Source organism: Paenibacillus sepulcri (assembly GCF_042647105.1).
Classification (GTDB): Bacteria; Bacillota; Bacilli; order Paenibacillales; family Paenibacillaceae; genus Paenibacillus_Z; species Paenibacillus_Z sepulcri.
On record NZ_JBHRUP010000001.1, the window covers coordinates 1,482,855 to 1,505,731 of the forward strand.

The 22,877-nt window shown below is 52.3% G+C and carries 23 protein-coding genes; 2 read left to right on the plus strand and 21 right to left on the minus strand.

Going from position 1 to position 22,877, the window contains the following annotated elements; genetic code table 11:
* The first annotated feature begins 99 nt into the window (after positions 1 to 99).
* A complete protein-coding gene (locus tag ACFOLF_RS06905; protein WP_210037718.1) occupies positions 100 to 1,104 on the plus strand; it encodes a Na/Pi cotransporter family protein in 1,005 nt (334 codons plus the stop codon).
* Here the strand turns inward: ACFOLF_RS06905 and deoC are convergent.
* From deoC to gpr, 18 genes are all read right to left on the minus strand, one after another.
* Positions 1,031 to 1,762, minus strand: a complete 732-nt coding sequence (deoC, locus tag ACFOLF_RS06910; protein ID WP_210037719.1) for a deoxyribose-phosphate aldolase — start codon at positions 1,760 to 1,762, stop codon at positions 1,031 to 1,033. The two genes, ACFOLF_RS06905 and deoC, sit on opposite strands and share 74 nt — an antisense overlap.
* Positions 1,755 to 2,192: an NUDIX hydrolase gene (locus ACFOLF_RS06915; protein ID WP_210037720.1), complete on the minus strand. Its 438-nt coding sequence runs from the start codon at positions 2,190 to 2,192 to the stop codon at positions 1,755 to 1,757. The genes deoC and ACFOLF_RS06915 overlap by 8 nt, the downstream gene beginning before the upstream one ends.
* A 161-nt stretch (positions 2,193 to 2,353) precedes the next feature.
* Positions 2,354 to 3,745 (minus strand): tRNA (N(6)-L-threonylcarbamoyladenosine(37)-C(2))-methylthiotransferase MtaB, encoded by a 1,392-nt coding sequence (gene mtaB / locus ACFOLF_RS06920; protein ID WP_210037721.1) that lies wholly within the window; start codon positions 3,743 to 3,745, stop codon positions 2,354 to 2,356.
* A gap of 4 nt (positions 3,746 to 3,749) precedes the next feature.
* Positions 3,750 to 4,538, minus strand: a complete 789-nt coding sequence (locus ACFOLF_RS06925; protein WP_210037722.1) for a 16S rRNA (uracil(1498)-N(3))-methyltransferase — start codon at positions 4,536 to 4,538, stop codon at positions 3,750 to 3,752.
* Between the two features lie 248 nt (positions 4,539 to 4,786).
* On the minus strand, positions 4,787 to 5,506 hold the full coding sequence (locus ACFOLF_RS06930) for a site-2 protease family protein (RefSeq protein ID WP_379114062.1): 720 nt from the start codon (positions 5,504 to 5,506) through the stop codon (positions 4,787 to 4,789).
* 74 nt (positions 5,507 to 5,580) lie between these two features.
* Positions 5,581 to 6,564, minus strand: coding sequence for a 50S ribosomal protein L11 methyltransferase (gene prmA / locus ACFOLF_RS06935; RefSeq protein WP_210037723.1), 984 nt, complete (start codon positions 6,562 to 6,564; stop codon positions 5,581 to 5,583).
* A gap of 187 nt (positions 6,565 to 6,751) precedes the next feature.
* The gene (locus tag ACFOLF_RS06940) at positions 6,752 to 7,009 is read right to left on the minus strand and encodes a hypothetical protein (protein WP_210037724.1); all 258 of its coding nucleotides are present in this window, start codon (positions 7,007 to 7,009) and stop codon (positions 6,752 to 6,754) included.
* On the minus strand, positions 6,957 to 7,112 hold the full coding sequence (locus ACFOLF_RS06945) for a hypothetical protein (protein WP_210037725.1): 156 nt from the start codon (positions 7,110 to 7,112) through the stop codon (positions 6,957 to 6,959). The genes ACFOLF_RS06940 and ACFOLF_RS06945 overlap by 53 nt, the downstream gene beginning before the upstream one ends.
* A 111-nt stretch (positions 7,113 to 7,223) precedes the next feature.
* A complete protein-coding gene (dnaJ, locus tag ACFOLF_RS06950) occupies positions 7,224 to 8,351 on the minus strand; it encodes a molecular chaperone DnaJ (RefSeq protein WP_210037726.1) in 1,128 nt (375 codons plus the stop codon).
* 254 nt (positions 8,352 to 8,605) lie between these two features.
* Positions 8,606 to 10,450 carry a molecular chaperone DnaK gene (gene dnaK, locus ACFOLF_RS06955; RefSeq protein ID WP_210037727.1) on the minus strand — a complete coding sequence of 615 codons (1,845 nt, stop codon included), beginning with the start codon at positions 10,448 to 10,450 and terminating at the stop codon, positions 8,606 to 8,608.
* Positions 10,451 to 10,496: 46 nt separating this feature from the next.
* Positions 10,497 to 11,093 (minus strand): nucleotide exchange factor GrpE, encoded by a 597-nt coding sequence (gene grpE / locus ACFOLF_RS06960; protein ID WP_379114060.1) that lies wholly within the window; start codon positions 11,091 to 11,093, stop codon positions 10,497 to 10,499.
* 27 nt (positions 11,094 to 11,120) lie between these two features.
* Positions 11,121 to 12,146, minus strand: a complete 1,026-nt coding sequence (gene hrcA, locus ACFOLF_RS06965; protein ID WP_210037728.1) for a heat-inducible transcriptional repressor HrcA — start codon at positions 12,144 to 12,146, stop codon at positions 11,121 to 11,123.
* 141 nt (positions 12,147 to 12,287) lie between these two features.
* Positions 12,288 to 12,755, minus strand: a complete 468-nt coding sequence (locus tag ACFOLF_RS06970) for an N-acetyltransferase (RefSeq protein ID WP_210037729.1) — start codon at positions 12,753 to 12,755, stop codon at positions 12,288 to 12,290.
* 227 nt (positions 12,756 to 12,982) lie between these two features.
* The gene (hemW, locus tag ACFOLF_RS06975) at positions 12,983 to 14,170 is read right to left on the minus strand and encodes a radical SAM family heme chaperone HemW (RefSeq protein WP_210037730.1); all 1,188 of its coding nucleotides are present in this window, start codon (positions 14,168 to 14,170) and stop codon (positions 12,983 to 12,985) included.
* 198 nt (positions 14,171 to 14,368) lie between these two features.
* Positions 14,369 to 16,183, minus strand: a complete 1,815-nt coding sequence (gene lepA, locus ACFOLF_RS06980) for a translation elongation factor 4 (protein WP_210037731.1) — start codon at positions 16,181 to 16,183, stop codon at positions 14,369 to 14,371.
* 67 nt (positions 16,184 to 16,250) lie between these two features.
* Complete coding sequence (locus ACFOLF_RS06985) at positions 16,251 to 16,724, minus strand: hypothetical protein (protein ID WP_210037732.1); 474 nt, start codon at positions 16,722 to 16,724, stop codon at positions 16,251 to 16,253.
* A 29-nt stretch (positions 16,725 to 16,753) separates the two neighbouring features.
* Entirely contained in the window at positions 16,754 to 18,103 is a 1,350-nt protein-coding gene (gene spoIIP / locus ACFOLF_RS06990) for a stage II sporulation protein P (RefSeq protein WP_210037733.1), read from the minus strand.
* A gap of 196 nt (positions 18,104 to 18,299) precedes the next feature.
* Positions 18,300 to 19,304 carry a GPR endopeptidase gene (gpr, locus tag ACFOLF_RS06995; protein ID WP_210037734.1) on the minus strand — a complete coding sequence of 335 codons (1,005 nt, stop codon included), beginning with the start codon at positions 19,302 to 19,304 and terminating at the stop codon, positions 18,300 to 18,302.
* A gap of 191 nt (positions 19,305 to 19,495) precedes the next feature.
* On the opposite strand from gpr, the gene rpsT reads away from it, so the two are divergent.
* Positions 19,496 to 19,768, plus strand: a complete 273-nt coding sequence (gene rpsT / locus ACFOLF_RS07000) for a 30S ribosomal protein S20 (RefSeq protein WP_210037735.1) — start codon at positions 19,496 to 19,498, stop codon at positions 19,766 to 19,768.
* Between the two features lie 142 nt (positions 19,769 to 19,910).
* Here the strand turns inward: rpsT and holA are convergent, their stop codons facing one another.
* From holA to ACFOLF_RS07015, 3 genes are all read right to left on the minus strand, one after another.
* Positions 19,911 to 20,933 (minus strand): DNA polymerase III subunit delta, encoded by a 1,023-nt coding sequence (gene holA / locus ACFOLF_RS07005; protein ID WP_210037736.1) that lies wholly within the window; start codon positions 20,931 to 20,933, stop codon positions 19,911 to 19,913.
* A gap of 227 nt (positions 20,934 to 21,160) precedes the next feature.
* Complete coding sequence (locus ACFOLF_RS07010) at positions 21,161 to 22,291, minus strand: anti-sigma factor family protein (protein ID WP_379219424.1); 1,131 nt, start codon at positions 22,289 to 22,291, stop codon at positions 21,161 to 21,163.
* Positions 22,288 to 22,836: an RNA polymerase sigma factor gene (locus ACFOLF_RS07015; RefSeq protein ID WP_210037738.1), complete on the minus strand. Its 549-nt coding sequence runs from the start codon at positions 22,834 to 22,836 to the stop codon at positions 22,288 to 22,290. Before ACFOLF_RS07015 ends, ACFOLF_RS07010 begins: the two co-directional genes overlap by 4 nt.
* Positions 22,837 to 22,877: the final 41 nt, after the last annotated feature.

Below are 22,877 nucleotides of genomic sequence, written 5' to 3' on the forward strand. Positions count from 1 at the left end.
CAAATGGTCATTGCTTGTCATGGTTGTCCGTTTTTACGCATATGTATCGATACAACAGCCGGTCTTTAATTATATGAACGTAAAAGGAGTTCTGCCTTCATGATTCACTCCATTATTGCGCCTATGCTGCTTGGTTTTGCCTTGTTCATGCTGGGTATGAAAGCGATGGAGCTCGCTCTCCAGCGCTCGGTCGGCAAGCATCTGCACCTCGTGCTGCAGCGATCAACAGCGACGCCGCTGCATGGTCTTGCCGTCGGAACAGCAGCAACGGCCGTTCTGCAAAGCAGCACGGCCGTCACAGTCATGTCGATGGGACTTGTCAATGCCGGTCTGCTCACTTTCCCGCGCACGCTCGGCATTATTCTTGGCACCAATATCGGAACCTGCCTGACAACAGAGCTGATCGGACTGAACATTAACCGCCTGGCTTGGCCCCTGCTTGCTGCGGCATGCGGACTTTGGCTGGTGACGGCGCTGATCGGAGAAATGAAGCTCATGCCGTTTCGATCGGCCAGCTACTCCACCAACACAGGAGGGGCAGCCGGACATCGCTGGTTTCAACCTGTCCGTAGCGCCGCCGTGATTATAGCCGGTTTTGCTCTCCTGCTGATCGGGATCAGCGTGATGCAGTCCATTGCCCCGGCCGTTCAAACAAGCGGCTTGTTCAGCACTTTTCTGAACCGCGCGGAGGACAGTGTACTCTGGGGGCTGGCAGCCGGGTTCGTATTAACAGCGGCAGTGCACAGCAGCGCCGCCGTCATCGGTATTATTATGGGTCTTACATCCGTTGGCGCGATGCCCGTTGAAATCGGGATTGCCGTTGTAATTGGCGCGAATGTGGGCACCTGTGTAACAGCCCTTCTTGCGTCGCTTGGCGGCACCAAATCCGGCATTTTTGTCGCATGGTCCCATACCGCCCTGAATGTTGGCGGCGCGGCGCTATTCGCCCCGTTTGTCGCGGAGCTGCAGGCAGTATCCGCCTGGATGAGCGCGTCCCCGGCGTCACAAATCGCCCATGCTCAAACGATTTTTAATATAATGAGCTCCCTGATTGCCCTTCCGCTCTGCTATCACCCGGCGCTGAAGCGGTTGACTCCGGACTGACAATCGCGATTCCCGCACTCGTTCCGAGCCTGTTCGCCCCGCTGCGCAGCATCAGGATCGCCGTATCCCTGTCACGGATACCGCCGGAGGCCTTGACTCCGGTACCAGCTGCAACGGATGCCCGCATCAGCTTGATATCCGCTTCCGTTGCTCCTCCCGGACCGAACCCGGTCGAGGTTTTCACATAATGGGCGCCAGCAGCTTCGGCTGCAAGTGAAGCTTCGACTTTTTGCCGGTCATCCAGAAATCCCGTTTCCAGAATAACTTTGACGATCGCCCGGTTTTCCACCGCTTTCACCACAGCAGCGATATCTCTGGATACGCTATCCAAGCGCCCCTCCAGGACTGCTCCGATTGACAGCACCATATCGATCTCCCTGGCCCCATCCTCAACCGCACTGACGGCTTCGAACACTTTCACCTTCGTCGCCATCGCTCCCAGAGGAAAACCGCAAACGGCGCTGATCGCGACATCGCTTCCGGCAAGCTGCTTCCGGCAAAATGCAACCCATGATCCATGCACGCAAACGCTGTAAAACTTGTAGGCGATGGCTTCCTTGCACAGCTGCAAAATATCCTGTTCCGAAGCGGACGGCTTCAGCAGGGTGTGATCAATAAAACGGGCCAGCGATGAATCCGGCGTCCAAACTTCAACCATTTCCGCGCACCTCCAGGCCGAGCAGCTTAAGCGCTCCCGACAATATACGATCATTGTTGTTATAGCCTGATTGACGCTGACGGCGCCAGGCCTCGGAAGGCTCAAACCATTCAACCCCGCGGATTTCCTCCACCTGGGCCTGCAGCTTGCCTCCAACCGCTTCAACGAGGTAATAATGCACCTCTTTATCGACAGAGCCTTTGGTCTCGTGATTGTACTTATACTTAATTTGGTCGATGGGAGCGATTATAACGCCTTCCATTCCCGTTTCCTCTACGATTTCACGCAGAGCCGTTTGTTCGACTGTCTCACCAGGCTCCATTTTTCCCTTGGGAAGCGAGATTTTGCCGTAACGGTCCTGAATTAATTGGATTTGCAGCCCGCCGTCAATACGGCGAAATACAACGCCTCCTGCCGAAATTTCTTTCATATACGCTTCCCCTCCGCTATTCAGGTGGCCTCACCTTAAGGCACATGAATGCCTTCGGCCTGGTGCTGTGACCTATGTAGAGCAAGGATTCTCTTCGCAGCCCCATACTTCAGGGCGGATAAGAATCCTCGCAATTTTAAAATATGAATGAAACGCTCCGCCTAAGCTCTTAAGGCTTCAGGCAGGGCGGCAATTTCGGAATCCAGCTGTTTCGATACCGGAGCTTCATTGGTTTTCAGAACACGGACAAGCTGACCAAAGCATTCGTTAACACCAGCCTCAGTGATTTTTACCCGGCACAGCTGGCCGATAAGCAGCTCCGAACCTTCGAATACAACCTGCAGGTAGTTGTCCGTGTAGCCCATAACGCGTCCCGTTCCAGGTGCACCCTTGTAATCGCGCTCGGGAATGACATCCAGTACCTCGCCGACATATTTCCTGGCGTATTCAAGCTGCATTTGCTCCGAAAGATCAATCAGCTTGTGGACACGCTCATTCTTAATCCCTTCATCCACCTGTTCCTCCATCCGGGCCGCAGGCGTACCCGTTCTTCTGGAATAAGGGAACACATGCATTTCCGAGAACTTCAACTCTTCCATCAGGCGGTAGCCATTCTCGAACATTTCCTCGGTTTCCCCCGGGAAGCCGACAATCACATCTGTCGTAATCGCCACCCCGGGCATAGCCTGATGAAGAAGACGGATTTTCTCGGCAAATTCTTCAACCGTATATTTGCGGCGCATGCGCTTGAGCACGGTATCATCGCCTGCCTGGAGAGGAACATGAAGATGGCGGCACATTTTGGATGAACGGTTAAGCACGTCGATCATGGCATCATCGATTTGGCTTGCTTCAATGGAGCTGATGCGGATGCGCTCAAGTCCTTCGATCTTGTCCAAATCCCAAAGCAGATCGGATAAACGGTAATTTTCCATATCATCGCCGTACCCGCCGGTATGAATGCCGGTCAGAACGATCTCCTTGTATCCGGCAGCCACCAGCTGACGTGCCTGATTAAGCACGCTCTCGGGGTCGCGGCTGCGGGAGAGCCCGCGGGACCAGGGAATAATACAGAAGGTGCAGAAGTTATTGCAGCCTTCCTGGATTTTCAGAAAGGCCCGTGTACGGTCGGCAAAGTCAGGAACATCCAGCTCTTCGAACTCGCGTGTTTTCATAATATTGCGGACGGCGTTGACCGGTCTGCGGTCGGCCTGGATCTCGCGGACATGGTCCAGTAATTTGTCCCTGCCCTGCGTGCCGATTACCAGATCGACGCCTTCAATAGCCAGAATCTCAGCCGGGGATGTCTGAGCGTAACAGCCTGTCACGGCAATTACAGCATCCGGATTACGCCGGATTGCACGCCGGATAATCTGGCGGCTCTTCTTGTCGCCCGTATTGGTTACCGTGCATGTGTTGATCAAATAGACATCAGCGGTCGTCGTCTCAAAATCAACCTGCTCATAGCCTTCATTCTTGAACAGCTGCCAGATCGCTTCCGTATCATAGAAGTTTACTTTACAGCCCAATGTATAAAATGCAACCGACGGCATGTCGTTATTCGCCTCCCATTTCTCCGGATTCGTACATCAGGCAGGCCAGGCCTACCATCGCCGCTGTCTCGGTACGCAGAATGCGTTTCCCGAGCCCTACGATAACGGCGCCAGTCGCTTCCGCCTCCTCGGCTTCCCGCTGTGTAAATCCGCCCTCAGGGCCGACAATCAGCAGTACGCTAATCCGGGATGATTTCCTGTCCACCATCCTGCCGCTTTCTTCAAAAGAACGAATCGCATCGCGCAGTCCTGCGCCTGCCGATCCGCTCTCCTTCTCATAGCAAAACAGCACCAAATCATATTGGCTGAACTCATTCAGCAGCTGGCGCCAGGATAATACCGCCTTCACTTCCGGGATGCGGCTGCGGTGAGCCTGCTCTGCCGCTTCCTTGGCTATTTTGCTCCAGCGCTCCAGACGCTTCGTTTCTTTCTTCTCATCATACTGGACGATGATCCGCTGCGATTGGAACGGTATAAAGGCAGCTGCGCCGATTTCCGTTCCTTTCTGAATGACCAGCTCCATCTTATCGCCCTTCGGCAAGCTTTGCGCTATCGTAACGGACCATGCCGGCTCACCATTCATCGGAAGCCATTCCGCAACAGCCGCTTCCACCCGTCCTGCCTCCGCCGTGCGGATAACCGCTCTTGCCGTACGTTCGGCGCCATCGCTGACGATAAACTCATCGCCCGGCTCCATTCGCATGACACGCAGGGCATGATGAGCATCCTCGCCGGTCAGATATACCAATTCGTCGCCGGCAAGCTGCTCCGGCGCTACAAAATATCGCTGCATGCTATTCAGAAACCCTTCGTTATCGATTGTTGAAACAACAAAGACGGAGCATAAAAAGAGAGGAGCTGCACCGGCTTGCGGCGAGCACTATTCTTCCCTTAGAAAAACCAGCAAAGTATAGAGAAGGTAACCAACCCTGCCGATAATTCAAAAAAACTCCAACCTTTATCATACACGTTTTAGATCAGCCGCGCCAGAGCCTCCCTATTTTTGGTCATGACTCGGGAAGAGTGCGGCAAAGTCTGGGATTACGTTCTCGTGTAACCAAGGAAGTCCAGAATAAAGCTTTGCCAGCTGACCGGCCTGAAGAACAGCTCATAGAAATTCTGCAGGCCTTCAATGATACTGCTTGATTGGGAAAACAACGGATCCAGCGTAACTGCCCGGAGCTGCGGAATAAAGATGATCAGTAAAAAAACAAACATGCCCCAATGAACGTTCTGGTCCATTTTGAATCTGACCTTCAAAGGAACGAGGTCTTGAATGATCCGATAGCCGTCAAGCGGAGGAATCGGAATCAGGTTAAAGATGAACAGCATAAGGTTAATCGTGATCAGATAATACAAAAAGTGAATGATCGCCCTGTGCACGCCGATCGAGCCTACGTCCATCAGGCCCGTTTGATTCAATACATACAGCAGTAAAATGCCAAGCGCTGCGGTAACCAGATTGCTCAGCGGCCCCACTGCAGAGACCACAATCCCCATCAGTCTCGGATTCTTGAACTTACTGCGATTGACCGGTACAGGCCTCGCCCAGCCGAAGCCGGCGATCAGCAATAGAATCATCCCGAAAATATCGATGTGGACTCGCGGATTAAGCGTCACTCTTCCCGCATCGTAAGCCGTGCGGTCGCCAAATTTATAAGCGCTGTAAGCATGGGCAAACTCATGTACCGTAAAAGCAATCATGATCACAATAAAAATAAAGGGTAAATCCTCAATGGGATACCAAAGAAAATTGGACACAATGGACCTCCTAAGAATTTTCCGAAGGAAAACTCACTTCGTAAGCATAAGCTTTGTTTTTCAAACGCTTCTTGCTATTGCGGCTTTCGTGCAACGAAAGCGATCCAGTCCTGGTCCCGCTGACGATCGGTGACGATGAAGCCGGACTTCTGCAGTCCCTCTTCCACCACATCTTCCTTATTTTTGAAAATACCTGAGGCTATGTAGATTCCACCCGGCTTTAAAGCAGCATAAACATCGTCGACGAACAGCAAAATAATTTCTGCCAGAATGTTGGCAACCACCAGATCAACAGGAAGCGTTACATTAATGATGGACGCGGCAGAGCCGGAAGCGGCACTGGTCTGAACAACACCCAGCAGATCGCTTAGCTGTACCTGTATAGTTGATTCCAGTTTGTTCAGCTTGACATTCTCCGTTGCGGAGGAGACCGCAACCGGATCCAGATCGAGCGCAAGCACCCGTTTGGCTCCCAGCCGCACTGCGCCGATCGCGAGAATGCCGGAGCCGGTTCCCACATCAATGATTTCTTCGCCCCCGCGGATTACGGATTCAAGCGTCCTCAGACACAGCGCAGTAGTGGGATGTGTTCCGGTACCAAAGGCCATGCCGGGATCAAGCTCAATAATTTCCTCGCCCGGCGCAGGGTGGTACTCTTCCCAGGTCGGTTTAATTGTCAGACGCGGCGATACCTGAATCGGCTTAAAATACTGTTTCCAGGCTGTGGCCCAATCTTCCTCATCCACGATGACCGTGGATATTAGATAGTCGCCGGCATCAATGCCAAACTCGCGCAGCTGATCAATCCGCGGCCTTACATTCGCCTCCAGCGCAGCCATGTCCGTCGCTTCGGGGAAATATCCTTTTATGATGGCCTGGCCTTCGGGAATATCGTTCAGCGGGGTCTCATACCATTGCCCCAATGATGTGTCCCGCTGCTTGTTAAGCGTACCCGATTCTTCAATCGATACGCCGTCCGCATCCATCTCATGCAAAAAATTAGTGATCATCTCAATCGCTTGCTCCGTTGTTGAGATCGTCAATTCATACCATTTCACAGCCGTACGCCCTCCTATGTATAAAACCTTTGCCCGTCTATTTTACACCAGAAACCCCGCTTGCACAAAAAAGCTTCCACTGACGTTAAATTTTTCCTGCCATCGGCACCGCAAGGCATCAAAAAAAGGACTGCGAGCCCGAATCGGTAATACCGATCCAGAAGCACACAGCCCTCTTCAGGTTCCTTCAAAGCTCTGTCGTTCCACCCGTTTGACGAATAAGATACAGCGCACGGTCCACCAAATCATCCTCAACCATTGCAGTAAGCATGGATCCGTCCGCTTCGCCTTCGACCTCAGTCACTCTGAGCGCCTGCAGCTTCAGCTGAGCCTCGCGGGTTCTGCTTCCATCCTGAAACACAGCGACTATTCTGGAGGTCATATCGTAACCTTCATTCGTGCGCGGACTGCGCGGATTGATCTGCTGCGCGCTTCCGGACTTCATGATTATGATTGTCATCCACAGTCTCGGCAAATTCAGTATCCTCTTCACTGCCGACAGGCAAAATAACGACGCAATCATCAGTCTTGTTTTTTTCATTCGCCATTGCTGCATGCCTCCTCAAATGCTTAGGATATTCTCCCGTCAATTGAGTAGCATAACCGATCGCAGGACCCTCTATTCCTGACAGGTTCCAGGGCTCTTCAGAGAACGAATGCTATTCTCCCCGAAACGCCTTCTTCATCCGCTCAAAAATCGTTTCATGATGATCCTCTTGGCCTGTTCCTTCGCTTCCTCCACCGAACTGGCGGAGCAGTTCCTTTTGCTCGTCACTGAGGTTGGTCGGAGTCACGATCGTCACTTTTACATGCTGATCGCCCTGGCCATACCCGCGCAAGCGCGGAACCCCTTTGCCTTTCAGACGGAAGTAGGTGCCTGTTTGCGTACCCGAAGGCACCTTGAGCTTCACCTTCTCGGTAAGAGTCGGAATTTCGATCTCATCGCCCAGTGCCGCCTGGACAAAAGTGAGCGGTACCTCGCAATAAATATCGTCGTTCTCGCGTTCGAAGAAATCATGGGCTTTCACCCGGATTACGATATATAAATCCCCCGACGGGCCTCCGCGTGTTCCGCCTTCGCCTTCCCCGGTCATGCGGATTTGCGCGCCGTCATCCACGCCTGCGGGAATCTTGATATTAATTTTGCGCTGGCGCTTAACTTTGCCTGCTCCGTGACACGTGGTGCATTTCTCCTTGATGATGCGTCCCGTGCCACTGCAGTTCGTACATGCGCGGCGGTTCACCATACGGCCGAAAGGCGTATTTTGAACCACTTCCTGCTGCCCCGAACCTTTACAAACCGAACAGGTTTCCGGCTTGGTTCCCGGCTTAGCGCCGCTGCCGGTGCACGTATCGCAGGTTTCTGTGCGCGGAATCGTAATTTCCGTTTCTTTGCCGAATACCGCTTCTTTAAATTCGATGGTCATCGTATACTGCAGGTCATTGCCGCGCTGCGGCGCGTTAGGATCGCGGCGGCCGCCGCCTCCGCCAAAGAACATATCAAAGATATCGCCAAAGCCGCCAGCATCGCCGCCAAAACCGCCGCCTCCGCCAAAGCCCTGGTTGGGATCGACATGACCGTATTGGTCATAAGCGGCCTTTTTGTTGCCGTCGCTCAGAACGTCATAAGCTTCTTTCATTTCCTTGAACTTGCTTTCCGCATCCGGCTCCTTGTTCACGTCAGGGTGATATTGACGCGCAAGCTTCCGGTACGCTTTCTTGATTTCTTCCTCCCCGGCATTCTTCGCGACGCCGAGTACTTCATAATAATCACGCTTGCTTGCCAAATCCGTCACCTCGTCTTTCGTATTCCCCTATGGCGCTAGCCGTTCCCGTCCGTTAACAGATGGACAAGAAGAAACGCTGCGTCGCGTTTTGCGGCGCAGCATCCCACACAAAAATATCAGAAAAGTATACTCATGAAGATTATACTTTTTCTGATACAAGAAAGAAACGGCTGTCGCCGCCATTTGGCGGGAAAGTTCGTTTCAGGAAGAAAAGGCTGCGCCGTCCGGGCTCGGACGGCGCTCCGCTTAACGTCTTAAGATTTTTTGTCGTCGACGACTTCATAGTCGGCATCTACGACATTGTCTTTGCCTCTGTCCCCGCCGGCAGCATCGGCTTGAGGGCCATCAGCGCCCTGCTCGGCCTGAGCAGCCTGCTCATACAGCTTCACGGACAGCTGCTGAACAATTTCCGTCAAGGCTTCGGCAGCAGCCGTAATTTCTTCAAGATTGTCGCCTGCGATCGCCGTTTTCACTTTCTCTTTGGCTTCGTTTGCTTTCTCAATCTCGCCGGCATCTACTTTATCGCCCAGATCCTTGATCGTTTTGTCAACGGAATAAACAAGCTGGTCCGCATTGTTCTTCGCTTCGACAAGCTCGCGGCGTTTGCGGTCTTCATCCGCGTTCAGCTCGGCATCCTTCATCATGCGCTCAATTTCCTCGTCGGACAAACCGCTCGAAGAAGTGATCGTGATTTTTTGGCTTTTGCCTGTGCCTTTATCCAAAGCGGATACGTTAACGATACCGTTAGCGTCAATGTCAAAAGTAACCTCGATTTGCGGTACGCCGCGCGGCGCAAGAGGAATATCGCCAAGTGTGAAGCGTCCCAGCGTTTTATTGCCTGCCGCCATTTCCCGTTCGCCCTGCAGAACATGGATCTCAACGCTAGGCTGGTTGTCCGCGTAGGTCGAGTATACTTGTGATTTGCTGGTCGGAATGGTCGTGTTGCGGTCGATCATTTTGGTAAACACGCCGCCTGCCGTTTCGATACCCAATGACAATGGGGTAACGTCGAGGAGGACAACGTCTTTCACATCGCCTGTCAGTACGCCGGCTTGAACGGCAGCGCCGAGGGCAACAACCTCATCCGGATTAACGCCTTTATGCGGCTCTTTGCCGATCAGTTTTTTGATTGCTTCCTGTACCGCAGGAATACGTGTCGAACCGCCGACAAGCACGACTTTATCGATGTCGCTTGCACTCATTCCGGCATCCTTCAAAGCTTGACGGGTTGGGCCGAGCGTGCGCTCAACAAGAGCGGAAGAAAGCTCATCGAATTTGGCGCGGGTCAGGTTCATCTCCAAATGCTGGGGAACGCCGTCCGCCATCGTAATAAACGGGAGCGAAATGGATGAAGCTACTGTACCGGAAAGCTCTTTTTTCGCTTTTTCCGCCGCATCTTTCAGACGCTGCACAGCTGCTTTATCTTTGGAAAGATCCACGCCCTGCTCTTTTTTGAATTCTGATACCAGATAATCGATGATGACCTGGTCGAAGTCGTCTCCACCCAAATGGTTGTCTCCGCTTGTCGCTTTAACCTCGAAGAAGCCATCGCCCAATTCAAGGATGGATACGTCGAACGTACCGCCGCCAAGGTCATAAACGAGAATGGTGTGATCTTCAGTCTTCTCAAGACCGTAGGCAAGAGCGGCTGCGGTTGGCTCATTGATGATACGGAGCACTTCAAGACCGGCGATTTTACCTGCATCCTTCGTAGCTTGACGCTGGCTGTCATTGAAATAGGCAGGCACCGTGATAACGGCTTGGCTGACAGATTGGCCGAGGTAAGCTTCGGCATCGGATTTCAGCTTCTGCAGGATGATAGCGGATATCTCTTGGGGCGAGTAATCTTTGCTATCAACCGTTTCTTTGTGATTTGTGCCAATATGGCGTTTGATGGAGCTGATTGTACGGTCAGGGTTGGTGATGGATTGACGCTTTGCAGCCTCGCCCACAACACGTTCTCCGTCTTTCTTGAAGCCGACAACCGAAGGGGTTGTACGGTTGCCTTCCGGATTTGGAATAACGACAGCCTCGCCGCCTTCCATAACGGCTACGCAGGAATTTGTGGTTCCAAGGTCGATACCAATGACTTTACTCATAATAGAAATCCTCCTAAATTGTTATGTTTTATAGTCAGCTGTTGTCCTAACTGCTTACTTTAACCATAGCGGGACGCAGCACTTTATCCTTCAGTATATAGCCTTTTTGGACTTCTTCGACAATAATGCCTTCTTCATGCTCCTCCGATTCCACCTGCATAATCGCCTGATGGAATTCCGGATTGAAGGGTTCGCCGACGACTTCCATCGGTTTCAGGCCTTCCTGTTCCAGAACCTGCTGGAATTGACGGAAGATCATGTCAACGCCTTTAGCGAACGACTCCACGTCACCGCCGCCTTGTCCTGCTTCAATGGCACGGCCGAAGTTGTCGACAACGGGCAGCAGCTGCCCGATCAGCTTCATGGAAGCATACGCGCCAAGCTCTTCCTTCTCCTTGATCGTGCGGCGGCGGAAATTGTCAAAATCCGCTTGAGCCCGCAGATAACGCTGCTGATGCTCTTCCACCTGCTTCTGAAGCTCCTCATATCGCACATCTGCCTGCGTTTCTTCAACAGAATCGAATGTTTCGGCTTCTGCAGCCTCTACAACCTCTGCCTGCTCCTGCGTATCCAATATCTCTTCCGAAGCGCCAGTCACTTCATGTTTATGATCTTCATCAGTATGTTGTTCATTCACACTCACGGGCCGCTTCACCTCCTTAAATATGCTTTACTTATACCAGCGACCGAGAAGCACGGCCATGTCCTTGGACAAAATATCGATCAGGCTGATCACTTTCCCGTAATCCATCCGGGTAGGACCAAGAATGCCGATCGTTCCAAGCGACTGGCCGTCAACGGAATAGTTCGCCGTGATCAAACTGCAGTTGTTAATCGCTTCATGTGCGTTTTCAGTACCGATCCTGACTTGAATGCCGCTTGGCAAAGCCGTGAACATGCGCATCAGGGTGGGAGTCTGCTCGAACAGATCAAGCAGCGTCTTTACTTTGTCAACATCCTTGAACTCCGGCTGCGTCAGCATGTTGGTCGTCCCGCTAAGAAAAACGCGGTTGTCTTCATCGTTCATCAGCGCTTCGTCTAGAATGCCCAGCAGCCGCTCACATCCATCCACATAACGGCCGAGCTCCTGCCCGACCTCCGAATAAATTCTCGATTTCAGCCGCGAAATCGGCACACCGATAAGCTTATGGTTCAAAACATTAACCGCATGCTCCATCTCTTCCATACTCATATCAGCAGGAAGCGAAACCGTCCGGTTCTCGACATGTCCGGTATTCGTCACAACAATTGCAACTGCCGTATCCGAGCTGAGCGGAACGAGCTGAAAATGTTTGAGCGAATTCGTAAACGTCTCCGGTCCCAAAACAATAGACGTATAATTCGTCAGATTGGAAAGGATCATCGCAGCATGCTGGATGATTTCTTCCATTTGGTTCATTTTTTCCGCAAAAAACGAGCGCACTGTGCTTAAATCTTGTTCATTGACCTTACCCAGCCTGACAAGATGGTCAACGTAATAACGATAGCCCTTGGTAGAAGGGATACGGCCAGCCGACGTATGGGGCTGCTCCAAAAATCCGAGCTCTTCCAGATCGGCCATCTCGTTGCGAATCGTAGCAGGACTGTAGCCGACATCGCCGCGTTTGGAAATACTGCGGGAGCCTACAGGTTCTGCAGAACGAATGTAATCATCAATTATTGCGCTAAGTATCATTCTTTGCCGCTCTGTAAGCATCGCAGCACCTCCTGTGGTTTTGCAGAGCAAAACGATGTTATTGCCATTGTTGAATGCAATTTCTCAACCTCGTTAGCACTCGTTATCGTTGAGTGCTAATCATTAATACAAAAATACCAAACCAACTTGCCTATTGTCAAGTCAGTTCAGCATTTTCAGGACTGCTATTTCATCGCAAGCATGCTGCTTGGCGCAATGTACACAGTCTTTCCATACTTTTTCGGGAAAAATTTCTTTATCCACGATTTTGAAGCCGTTTTTCTGGAAGAAGGTGACTTCATACGTCAGCGCCATGACTTTGGTGATGTGCTGATTTCTGGCTTCTTCAATAAGGAAGTCTACAAGCTTGCTTCCAATACCGAGCCCCTTATAGCCTTCGGAGATGCCGAGTGAACGTATCTCCACGAGATCCGTTCCGAGCTTGCAGAGCGATCCGCAGCCCACCACTTCCCCGTCCACCTCTGCGACTATAAAAGTATCAATCTGACGCTGCAGCACCTCTTTCGAGCGCGGCAGCATGATCCCCTTCTGGGCATAACCCGCAATCAGATCAGCCAATGTGCCTGCGTCTTCTATTGTTGCCTTTCTGCATACCGCTTGTGCTTGCATCGCTTTTCGCCTCCACCCGGGTGTTCCATTAAATCGGATAATACGAATAAATATACACTACTACGCATAACTGTACAAGAAAAATTTATGGACATCTTCCCGCGGGGAAATTTCTATACAGAGTCTATGATAAAAGTATTGTTAAATAGCAAAAAGACACCCGTGACGGTGCCTTCCTGCCGCCTTCAAATAATTCATTGATCACCAGCCCTGAGCAAAATGCAGGGTCAATCGACCACAGCCTCATCCTTTGTTCCTATAAATGCGGCAAAAACTTCATTGCCCAGCGGCAATCCTTTGCCGGAAAGCTTGTATCCCTGAGGGTTGCCGGCTGCTGCTCCGGTTATCTCCAGCAGTCCGTTCTCAAGTAGCGGCGCAAGCTCCGGTCCGAATTCTGCTGCAATGGTACGGCCGGGGAATTGAGCCGCAAAATCAGATTCGCTCACACCCTCCAGCAAACGAAGCCCAACCATCATAAAGTCTTCCATCGCCTCATAATCGCTGACTCTGTTCGTTTCGAGACGCGGCAATCTGACGCCCGCAGCATCGATATATGGCTGTACCCCTTTGATATTCATATGCCGCTCGCCGCGGGCATAACCATGGGCGCCGGCACCCAGTCCGTAATAGGGCTCGTTGCGCCAGTAGGTTGTATTATGCCTGCTCTCGAAGCCCGGCTTGGCAAAATTGCTGATCTCATAATGATGAAAGCCCGCACCCTTAAGCTTCTCGATAAGCAGCATATACATCGCCAGTTCATCATCCTCCGGAGGAAGCGGCAGCTCATTGCGCTCGTACATGGCATGAAACAGCGTATTTTCCTCCACCTTCAGGCCATACAGCGAATAATGCGGCAGCTCAAGCGCCAGCGCACGGTCCACGCTCTCGGAGAGCAGCTGCACCGTCTGCCCAGGCAGACCGAACATCAGATCGATGGAGAGGTTGTCAAAGCCGGCAGCGCGCGCATTCTCTATGCTGCGGTATACATCGTCCACATTATGAATGCGTCCGATCCGCTCCAGCAAGCCATTGTCGAAGGATTGCACGCCGAAGCTGATGCGGTTGACGCCGCCTGCCCGCATAGCAGCCAGCTTGTCGGGATCGGTTGTCCCAGGATTGGCTTCCATGGTGAACTCAAGATCGCCATACAGCGGAAAATGCCGTTTCACAGAAGACAGAAAACGTTCCATCTGGACCGGATTCAGCACGGTTGGCGTTCCGCCGCCGACAAAAACCGTGCGGATTTCCTGCGGCGGCAGCGCCGCTGCAGTCAGCTCCATCTCGTGTTCAAGCGCAGTCAGATAATCATCGACGGGCTGTCCTTTAAGCACGTAGGAGTTGAAATCGCAGTAAAAGCATTTGTTTGTGCAGAAAGGGATATGAATATAAAGCGCGCTCGGCGCAATGTTCAACATTTAGATTACCTCCAATTAAAACCCGGCCCTTGCGTAAGCAGCCTTGTACCTTAATCACAGCCGTGATTTCGGAAAGCAGCACATAACCTTCCGCCCGCTTCCCGGGCAGTCAAATAATTGCTCTATAAGTCGAAAAGGGAGCACTTGGCTCCCTCTCATCTGTTCTTTTGGGCCCATGACGGAACCGCAAAAGACGGATTAATCGTCGATCTTGAGGACAGCCATAAAGGCTTCCTGCGGCACTTCCACGCTGCCGACCTGCTTCATCCGCTTCTTGCCTTCCTTCTGCTTCTCCAGCAGCTTGCGCTTCCGGCTGATGTCCCCGCCGTAGCACTTGGCAAGAACGTTCTTGCGCATGGCCTTGACGGTCTCACGGGCAATGACCTTTGTACCGATGGATGCCTGAATCGGCACCTCGAACATTTGGCGCGGAATAAGCTCTTTCAGCTTCTCGCATATTACCCGTCCGCGGTTATAGGCGCGGTCGCGGTGTACAATGACAGACAATGCGTCAACCTGCTCATTGTTAAGCATGATCTCCATTTTGACCAGTTTGGATTGACGGTAGCCCGACAATTCATAATCAAAGGATGCATAGCCCTTCGTGCTCGATTTGAGCTGGTCGAAGAAATCATAAACGATTTCCGACAGCGGCACGTTATAGCTGATGGTCACGCGGTTGGTATCCAAATATTCCATATTAATGAACTCGCCGCGTTTGTTCTGGCAAAGCTCCATGATGGCGCCGACATAATCGTTGGGCACAATAATGGCCGCCTTGACATACGGCTCTTCCACGAAATCGATTTTGCCGATCTCAGGTAAATTGGACGGGTTGTCGATCTCGATCACCGATCCGTCGGTCAGTGTTACGCGGTACACAACGCTCGGAGCCGTCGTAATCAACGGAATATTGAATTCCCGCTCGATCCGCTCCTGAATAATCTCCATGTGCAGCAAGCCCAGGAAGCCGCAGCGGAAGCCGAAACCAAGCGCTGTTGACGACTCCGCCTCATAGCGCAGGGAAGCATCATTAAGCTCCAGCTTCTCCAGCGCATCCCGCAGATCATTGTAATCCTGTGTTTCGATCGGGTACAACCCGCAGAATACCATGGGATTGATCCGGCGGTAGCCCGGAAGCGGCTCGAGCGCCGGCTTCTTCGCATCGGTAACCGTGTCGCCGACCCGGGTGTCCTTCACATTCTTGATACCGGCGACAATGAATCCGACATCGCCTACAGCAAGCTCCGATACGATCGCCATGCGCGGCATGAATGCGCCCACTTCAATAACTTCAAACTCGGCGCCGGTAGCCATGAAGCGGATTTTGTTGCCTGCCTTGATGCTGCCGTCAACGACACGGACATAGACGATTACGCCTTTGTAAGCATCATAGTGGGAATCGAATATCAACGCTTTGAGCGGATTATCCGGTTCGCCGTTTGGCGAAGGCATCTTCTTGACCACCTGCTCCAATATCTCTTTGATTCCGATTCCCGCCTTGGCCGAGGCCAATACCGCATCGCTCGTATCAAGGCCGATTACATCCTCGATCTCCTGCTTAACCCGTTCCGGCTCAGCGCTGGGCAAATCAATTTTGTTGATAACAGGTACGATCTCAAGGTTGTTGTCAAGCGCCAGATACACGTTTGCCAGCGTCTGCGCTTCAATGCCCTGTGCTGCATCGACCACGAGCAGCGCGCCCTCGCATGCAGCCAGACTGCGGGATACCTCGTATGTAAAATCGACGTGTCCCGGCGTATCGATCAAATTCAAGATGTATTCTTCGCCGTCATCTGCCTTGTAGCCCAGACGAACAGCCTGCAATTTAATGGTAATCCCGCGTTCCCGCTCCAAATCCATCTGGTCAAGCACCTGGGCCTGCATCTCCCTGGAGGTCAAAGCGCCGGTATATTCCAATATCCGGTCCGCCAAGGTCGATTTACCATGATCGATATGAGCAATGATTGAAAAATTTCGAATCTTCTTTTGTCGGTCACGTACGTCCGCCATGCCTAACCCCCACAAAATGCCTAATTGCTAATCATTCTTATTATTATATCAGTTCGGGGGTGTGTCATCAATCGGTAACGGATTCAAAAAACGAAACGATCATTCGAATCCCCTTGCTCGAGACGGATTGCAGCATCCCGGCTGTTCCGTCAGCCAGCTTGTTCACGCCCGAATCGCTCGTCAGATCGGGAACGCCTGGCAGCCGCTCGTTCTCATAAGCCGCCTGCAGCCGTCTCTGCGCCTCAAGCTGGCGCTGCTCCTCAAGCTTCACCCAGTCTGTCTCTCTGCCGTGCTGGGCGTCAATAATACGCCGTGGGCCGCCAGACGCGGCAGATCCTCCATCCACAGAGTCAGCAGGGCCAGCTGGGTTGGAATATCCTTCATATTCCGCTGCCGGATCCGGATAAACCGGCATCGCTTCCTCCGTCGTCAGCGGCCCGTTTATGCGCTCGATTCCGCTTGACGCGATATCAATGCCGAACATCACAACCAGAGCCACGACACCGCCAACCACGACCATTTTCAGAGAATGACTGCGCATATCGACTCCCCCTTATCTTTTTCATATCCTTACAGTCCTGCACCCAGGTTCGTGTTGACCTTCTCCGCATTCCAATATATTTCGGTGATCACCTTGGCTAGCGCATCGATCGTCCGGTAAGATTCCTCCAGCGTGTTGTCGACACCGCCAACTTCGATCAATACACTGTCAGGGGAAACCGACTGGTTATACTCCCCGTTTCCGCTTGCCGTCGTTTTGCCCCAGATCCCCCTTGATATTCCGGGATACCGGCTTTCCAAGGCTTCGTGAATTTCGCCTGCGAACGCCTCATTCTTCCGCCAGTCGGGATTCGCGTGGCCGATGATAAAAAATACCTGGGCGTAGGATTTTCCGCCGATGGTTGTCGTGGTTTCTTTGCGATGCTGGGAGTCCCTGTGGATATCAAAGAAAAATTTTAAATCCTTATTGACGGCCAACGCCTCAGTCACCGTTTTTTTCGAATATTTATAGGATAGGGCCCAATTGTAATTTTTAATCGCTGTCACGTAATCTTCTGATGAATGAAGAGCGCCTATACCATTCGCCTGAAGCTTATCCGCAAGACGCTTGCCAAGCAGCGTGATGTTGGTTGTAGCGGATTCCGCAGTCTTGGTGCTTTTCACCTCGGGAAACCAGGATTCGCGGCTGTGCGAATGATAGATAAAAACGACATTCCGTCCTCCCGTTGTAGGCTGCGCGCTGTTGTCCCCGCTGACCTGGCCATCTTCCCCGCTTCCGCTCTGTCCAGACGTTCCACCGCTGTCCGGCGCTGCCTGCCCGTTCCCCGCTGTCTCGCTGCCGCTGTCTGAATCAACCGTTCCGCCGCTTCCCGGGTCGGGGTCCGCTGTCAAGTCTTCATCCGGCCCCGGATCAGGGCGGCCCGATTCATCCACCCGATGCCCGTCATCCACGGCTGACTGCCCTCCCTCCGGCAGCGGCTCATGGTCCTCCGGCTCCACCGCTGTATCCGCGCTTGATCCGCCTCTAAGCAGGACAGCATCATCGCCGTTCATGCCGGGATATTCAGAGGCAAGCAGGCTTTTCGGATCGGAAGGATTAACATCAGTCAGCAGACGCACCAGGAAGGAGCTCATCTGCCTGCCTGAAATGGCGGAAGTATTCTTCCCTTGATCGCTGCCTGGCATTTCCATTGCAAGCATATCCGCAAAAGTTCCGCTGGAAACAGCTGCAGCGAACCCTTTCATGGAAGAAACCGGCGACTTGGCCGTCTTCGCCTGCACAATTGCGCCAATTCCGATAACAATGACGAGAATCATCGATCCAATAGACAATATGGCGAATGTTCGGCCGGCAACAAGCAGATTGCGAAGCCGCATGCTGCCTCTTCCCAGATTCCACGTTACAATAACTCGTCTCATAGGTTTAGTTCCTCCCAAGTAAAATCTTCGTCAACATCCCACTATCACCATATGAGAGGCAACCATTTCATAGAACCGGAATTTGGTAGAGTAAGACAAGAATTATTCAGAAGTTGCTAGTTTGATAGGCTGAAAAGAAAGATTGGACAACGCAAAAAGTCCCTGCAGTCAAGCAGCAGGGATTATGTCCGGCAAGTCAGTGCGTATAGGCGGCGACATTGCTTTTATCCACCGCTTCATGAAGAGCGGCATTCAGCCCGCTGGCAACAATATTGGCAATATCCTCAATAAACTGGTCAATCTCTTTGGGAGTCACCAGCAGATCGTAGCCAAGCGGTCCGAGCGCTTCACGCACAAGCTGGAGACGTTCATTCTCAGGCATCTGATTGATCAAGCCGAAGATCTTGTCCGTATTTCCATTCTGCGCCTTGATATGATTGCGCATGAGCTCGATGGTATTGTTGACGATGGTAGACGCATACACAACAGTCGGCACTCCTATCGCTATTACGGGGACGCCCAAAATTTCCTTGGTCAGCCCGCGGCGCTTGTTGCCGATCCCGGAGCCTGGATGGACGCCGGTATCAGCGATCTGAATGGTGGTGTTTACGCGGTCCAGCGCTTTGGATGCCAGCGCATCGATCGCAATGATAAGATCCGGCTTGGAGCGGTCGATGATACCTTGTACGATATCGCTCGATTCAATGCCCGTTACGCCCAGCACCCCGGGTGCCACTGCGCTGACGCAGCGGTAGCCGGGAGCCACCTGTTCGGGCATAAGCTCATAATAATGGCGGGTTACAAGGGAATTCTCCACTACCAGGGGACCAAGTGCATCCGGTGTTACATTCCAGTTGCCCAGTCCTACGATAAGCACATTGGCAGACTTGCCAATGCCGATACGGTCCAGAAATCCCGCGAATTCCTGAGCAAACTTGGTAGCGACGCGATCTTGCAGAACAGTGTCCTGCTTGCGCAGATCCGGGACTTCGAAGGTGACGTAATGACCCATCATTTTGCCAAGCGCCGCCGAGCCTTCCTCGGTGGTGATTTCCAGTCTTGTGATCGTAATTCCGTCATCCTCCGTGGTATCGGTCAGAACCCCCGGAATGGGTCCGTTTCCGCCCGCTTCCGCATGTTCCTTGGCCTCCAAAGCCAAGTCAATGGTCGTATTAAACTGCTGCAGATCAAGATCTCCCATCGTATCTGTGCGCTCCCTCCAGAATCGTTTTCCTTAGTTTGCGGTTGAAGGGTGCGAATTATGCGGATAAGAAGGGAATTGCTGTTGCTTTGCTCCATCCGGACAGTATTGCTTTTTGGGCATGTGCGTGGTAAAATATTTCAAGTTGTGTTGTTAACAAGGGGTTTCTTTTTTTACAGGAGGTGAATGCAATGCCAAACATTAAATCAGCTGTGAAACGCGTTAAAACAAGCGAGAGACGTCGCGCTTTGAACGCTTCGCAAAAATCCGCGCTCCGCACGGCCGTTAAAGCTGCCGATCTAGCTGTTGTCGCTACTGATGTGGATGCTGCCAAAGCAGCTCTTCAACTAGCTACAAAAAAGCTCGACAAAGCGGTTACTAAAGGTCTGATTCATAAAAATGCGGCTTCCCGCAAAAAGTCTCGCCTGGCGAAAAAGCTTAACGCTCTTTCGGCTCAAGCCTAATACACACAAAAAGAAACTAACCTTGCCGGCAAGGTTAGTTTCTTTTTGTGTACCTGGATAGATACCTGCAGCTCCTAAAAAGCAAAATCCCTGCTCACCGCATAATTGCGCCGGCAGGGATTTTTTTTCGCGGGCTGTTTCCTTATGCGGTCAGCGACAGCAGGAATAATTCAAGACCCAGCGTTTTTTCGATCTTCCCCGTTTTCATCTTATAATCCAGCTCTGCCAGTCGATCCAGATGGCCGCCAAGCGACTTGACTGAGAAAATCCTAGCCTTCTCGGCGGCAAGCTTGACCGCGTAAGGGTGGAGTCCCAGCTGTCCGGCCATCTGTTGGGGAGAATACTGGTGCTGGGCAAGCTCCTTGATCTGCAGCATAATGCGAAGCTGGCGGGCAATGAGCGCCGCAATCTTGATCGGCTCCTCCTTGCGGAGCAGCAGCTCGCCGTAGAGCTTGAGCGCTCTATCCACCTTCAGCGTGGCCATGGCATCGATGAGGGCAAATACATCCTCCTCCACCGTAGAAGCGATCAGCGTCTCCACCTCGCTTACATCAATGGTTCCTCCTGGTCCTGCATGAAGACAAAGCTTGTCCACTTCATGGGCAAGCTGCTGCATATTCGTTCCGGTTCGGGCAAGGAGCAGCTCCGCCGCTTCCTTCTTCAGAATCCGGCCCTGCTCCTCTGCCCGCTTGATCGTCCACTGCTGCAGCTCGCTCTCCTGCAGCTCCTGAAAAGGAATAAGCGCATTTTGTTCCTTCAGCAGCTTTACGACCTTGCGCCGCTCATCCAGCTTCTCAGCCATCACCTGGAATACCACCACGCTGCTTTCGCAGGGCTGCTGCAAATAAGCGAGCAGCCGCTCGGTCTTATGCTCAATCTTGCCTTCCTTGCCCTGCGCCGCTGCCAGTACGGACTGATCCCGGATAATGACAAGCTTGCGGGAAGCAAAGAACGGCAGCGTATCCGCTTCAGCGACGGCTTCTTCAATTGAAGTCTCCGAGGTATCAAATTTGACAATGCCAAGCTCACGCTCATCTCGCGGCAGCAGCAGCTCCGTCAGCGCCCCGATAAACTGCCCCATCCGGTATCTGTCCTTCCCATAGATCACGTAAACCGGAGAAAATTGACCGGATTTCCACTGCTTCATCGCCTCTTTGACATCCATTTCTGTTCACTCCCTATGTATACTTGGAGAAGCAACAGCAACAAAGGGATGAAGTCATCTGCGACTTCACCCCTTTGTCCCTAAACATCTATATAAACATCCGCAGGTCGGTCGGCCCATGGTACCGTCTGTGGATGGTCATACGACGTTAAGGTTCCGCACTGTGACGGTTGTCGTATCCTGCATTATACGCTAACATCACACCATGTGTGCAGATTCGGCAGCAATTAATTGGTCTTGAGCTTCTCGGACGAGGCTGCCAGATCGACGACATACTCCTGCTTCTTGCCGTCGGCGGCAGTCGACTCATATGTGATTGTCTTGCTGTCCGAAGACCATTTCAGGTTGGTGATGCCATCCCTTTCCGCGCCTTGAAAAATCATCTCATTATCAGCTGTGTTAAAAATCTTCAATGCTTTATCGACCACAGCCGCGTTGTAAAGTTTATCAGGCGAGAGGGCTTGCGGATCCTGCGAAGAGAGAATCTGATTATGAAGCGTATCTTCCCCTCCCGGGGCCGGCATGCCTGCCGCCGGAGCCGGCGGGTCTGCGGGCGCATCCGCCTCTCCCCCGGCATTGCCGCTGCCCGATTCGTTATACAGTGACTGTCCCTGGCTATTACCGGGATCATTGGATGGCGCAGCTCCGTCCTCTCCGTTCGCCGGCGAACCTGATCCTGCGATATCCTTGGATGCCGGGTCCTCCTGGGTTTGCATATTATTTGCGATTGGGGACGATTCGGCAGAACCCCCGGCTGCTTGACTACTTGCGGCATTGTCTTTCGCATCGGCATTGTTGCCGGATACCCGCACTTCATCATCTGCCTTGGGCGTGTTGCTATCTTGAGCGTTCTCATCCACAGTCATTTTGCGGCTCGCCGTATCGGCTGATGAAGTATCTGCGGTCATCGTACCGGAGTTCGCCGAATCGTTCAGGCTGTTGGTGCCCTCAAACGGATTCGTAATGAAGATCAGGCCGACCACGATTCCTGCGGCAATAACGCCTCCCATAATACGTGTGGAAAACCGGCTCTTGCGTCTCTCCTGGGACCGGCCGCCCTGCACGCGTCTTGGCGCAAGCGCTTCTTGTTCCTCTTCCTGAGAAGGATCAGCCGCAAGCTCGGCGCTTTGAGCGGTCTGCAGCTCAAGCAGTCTGGGCATAATCGCATCAACCAGGCTGTAGCTCGGGGTTACCTTGGGAAGATTATCGAGTCCGGCGGATAGCAGCTTTAATTTCTCGAACACCGCTGTGCATTCGGGGCAATGCCGCGTATGAGTCATCAAGATTTCGGTTTCCCGATCATCAAGGTCCCCATCCAGCTCTCGTTGCATATATTCCATCACCTCTTGACAATTCATCCTCGGACACCACCTTTCTGATAATCATGGAGGTACGTTTGCAGCTGCTGTCTTGCCCGGAATAAATAGGATTTGACTGTATTTAGTGGCAGGTCTAAAGAATCGGCAATTTCATTGTAAGAAAAATCCTGTAAGTACCTTAAAACCACCACTGCCCGATGATGCTCCGGAAGCTTGTCTATAGCTCTGCGGATATCCTGCACCGCATAACTGGACAGCACTTCCTCTTCAACGGAATGCGAATCGGAAAACACCATTTCGTGTTCCTCGATCGACACAGTTGGTTTGTTGCGTCTGAACTTGTCGATACAAATATTTGTTACAATCCGCTGCACCCATGTTTTGAACTGCGCCTTCTCCTCGTAGGATCCAATTTTGGTATAAACGCGGATAAGCGCCTCCTGGGCCGCATCCATCGCATCCTGCTCGTTGTTTAATATATAGTAGGCTGTCCGGTAAACATGATTTTCAATCTCTCGCAATAGAGAAATAAGAGCGTCGCCATCGCCGGCTTGGGCCGCTTTAATTAGGCCGGGCTCTACCACGGAGGATCCCCCTCTCTTGCAACCTTTAGACGTAAAGGAAG